Annotated in this window: 2 tRNA genes; both read right to left on the reverse strand. The window is 46.9% G+C overall.

The window, feature by feature from the left end:
• Positions 1-102 precede the first annotated feature (102 nt).
• Positions 103-178: transfer RNA gene (locus ACKPVM_RS20450), tRNA-Ala, on the reverse strand.
• A 42-nt stretch (positions 179-220) separates the two neighbouring features.
• Positions 221-297, reverse strand: a tRNA-Ile gene (locus ACKPVM_RS20455).
• Positions 298-375 lie beyond the last annotated feature (78 nt).

The raw sequence follows: 375 nt of genomic DNA on the forward strand, positions 1-375 counted from the left end.
TTTACAATTATTCATTGTTTCAATTTTCAGCTTGTTCCAGATTGTTAAAGAGCAAAATACTTCGCAGCATACTGTTTCCAATACGCTCTGAAGTCTTTTTAATGGTGGAGCTATGCGGGATCGAACCGCAGACCTCCTGCGTGCAAAGCAGGCGCTCTCCCAGCTGAGCTATAGCCCCATCTCTACTTGCAGTTACCTGACATACCACTCACACAAGAGTTGGTAGGCCTGAGTGGACTTGAACCACCGACCTCACCCTTATCAGGGGTGCGCTCTAACCACCTGAGCTACAAGCCTGTCGCGGTATTTCTGCTCGTTATTTTCATCAGACAATCTGTGTGAGCACTTCACTCAATCCACATCTTCTTGGTAAGG

The organism is Pectobacterium hainanensis, assembly GCF_046237015.1.
GTDB lineage: Bacteria > Pseudomonadota > Gammaproteobacteria > Enterobacterales > Enterobacteriaceae > JBJYIN01.